This is a genomic window from Bradyrhizobium sp., from assembly GCF_049581145.1.
In the GTDB taxonomy this organism is placed as follows: domain Bacteria; phylum Pseudomonadota; class Alphaproteobacteria; order Rhizobiales; family Xanthobacteraceae; genus Bradyrhizobium.
Map to the genome: position 1 here is coordinate 1 of NZ_JBAURI010000040.1, position 2,066 is coordinate 2,066.

Here is a 2,066-nt window from a genome sequence, read left to right on the forward strand (position 1 = left end):
CGCCTTCATCTCCTCGAAGCCGGAGCGCACGATCACCTTGACGTCCTCACCGCCGAGACGGCGCGCGGTGCGGCAGCAGTCCATCGCGGTATTGCCGCCGCCGAGCACGATCACGCGCTTGCCGATCTTGTCGGTGTGGCCGAACGAGACGCTGGAGAGCCAGTCGATGCCGATATGAATGTTGGCGGCGGCTTCCTTGCGGCCGGGAATGGCGAGTTCGCGACCGCGCGGCGCGCCCGAGCCGACGAAGATCGCATCATATTTGTCGGCCGAACCTTCGTTGGCCAACAGCGCCTTCATGCTCTCGACGCGATGGCCGGCCTTGAACTCGATGCCGAGGCCCAGGATGTAATCGGTCTCCTCGTCGATCACCGAATCCGGCAGCCGGAATTTCGGGATCTGCGACCGCATCATGCCGCCGGCCTTGGGATCGGCATCGAACACCGTGCAGTGATAGCCGAGCGGCGCCAGATCGCGCGCCACCGACAGCGAGGCTGGACCGGCCCCGACCAGCGCGATGCGCTTGCCGTTCTTCGGTGCCGGCTTTGGCAGGCGATGCCTGATGTCGTCCTTGAAATCGGCGGCCACCCGCTTGAGCCGGCAGATCGCGACCGGCGTTTCCTCGACCCGGCCGCGGCGGCAGGCGGGCTCGCACGGCCGGTCGCAGGTGCGTCCCAGAATTCCGGGAAACACGTTCGAGCGCCAATTGATCATATAGGCGTCGCTGTAGCGACCCTCGGCAATCAAACGGATGTATTCCGGAACGGGCGTGTGCGCAGGGCAGGCCCACTGGCAGTCGACCACTTTATGGAAGTAGTCGGGGGCCGAAATATCAGTTGGTTTCATCTGCTTTCCGCGCCGGGGTGAGAGAGAAGCGCGGCCTTTTCCTTTGAGAGGGCTTAACCGGCGCTCTTATGGTTTCCGTATGGGATCATAGGGTTATCCTATTAGAGCCATTCAAGATGATGCACAAAGCCAAATTTGCCGGCCAAGCCGTTTTCAACGGTGCAATGCGTAACGTTAATATCATTGGCCGTAATGCGCCGTGATGTGGCGCTGCAATATGCGGCGGGCCGGCGCATGTGTGAATGATTCAAGTCAAAGCGATGTCGCTTTTTGCGAGGTCCCACATCAGGTCATAAATCCCCGATGAGACCAGCGTCGCTTGCGCGGATGCCGCGGTGCTGGTGAAGCGCGCCGCCATGATCGCGGAGACCGCGTTCCCATTCGTGCCATCGATCAGGACGAACCAGTCGCCGGCACCGGCAGCGGAGGGAATTTCAGGCGTCGGCCCGGAGAGGGCGGGATCGCTCTCGATCAGATGCATCGAGATCACCCCATCGACGCCGGCCGGATCAAGCGCCTTGTCCAGCGCGGCGCGCAATGCGGCTTCGCTGCCGGCGTGCGGACGCAGGCGAACGATGCCGAGCACCGCGCCGCGTCCTTGTCCGCGGCTAGAGGTGATGCGCGCCACCGCGCGGATCATGTTTTTGAACCGCGCCATGTTCCTGGTCGACCCCGGGGTCGGATTGGCGAGCCGCGCGCGATAGGCCGGGCTGTCCAGCACCTCGACGGTCTTGGTCGAATACAGGCAGAGATATTTCGGGCCGCCGGTCTGCGCGACATAGCGCCTGGCTTCGACGAAGCCCTCGATCGCGACACGCTCTTCGAGATGCTCGCGATCATACCAGCGGTTGAACTCGGCCTCGTCGGCGGCGTCGACATCCATCGACGTCAACAGCATTCCTTTTCCGGCGAGCGGCATATCTGGTTTCCCTTAAGAGTCTGATTTTCCTTCAACTGACTGTCCTTGAAGCCGTGTCGGCGATCGCCTTCATCACGGCGTTCCTGACACCGGGATCGTACAGCGAGTGGCCGGCCTCTTCGACGATACGGATTTCGGTATCTGGCCAGCGCGCGGCCAGCGCGTGCGAGGTCGACGGCGGACACAGCAGATCGTAGCGGCCTTGCACGATGACGCCGGGAATGCCGGCAAGCTTTACCGCCTCGTCGAGAAGCTGCTCGGGCCGCATGAAGCAGTCATTGGCGAAATAATGCGCCTCCAT

The 2,066-nt window shown here is 62.7% G+C and carries 2 protein-coding genes and 1 pseudogene; all 3 read right to left on the reverse strand.

The annotated features are described in order from the left end of the window. On the reverse strand, nt 1-846 hold an 846-nt coding region (locus WCB02_RS01255; protein ID WP_423955469.1), incomplete at its 3' end, for an FAD-dependent oxidoreductase. A gap of 247 nt (nt 847-1,093) precedes the next feature. Beyond that, nucleotides 1,094-1,765 (reverse strand): hypothetical protein, encoded by a 672-nt coding sequence (locus WCB02_RS01260; protein WP_423955471.1) that lies wholly within the window; start codon nt 1,763-1,765, stop codon nt 1,094-1,096. 31 nt (nt 1,766-1,796) lie between these two features. Next, nucleotides 1,797-2,066 (reverse strand): annotated as a pseudogene (locus WCB02_RS01265) (prolyl aminopeptidase); the annotation flags it as partial.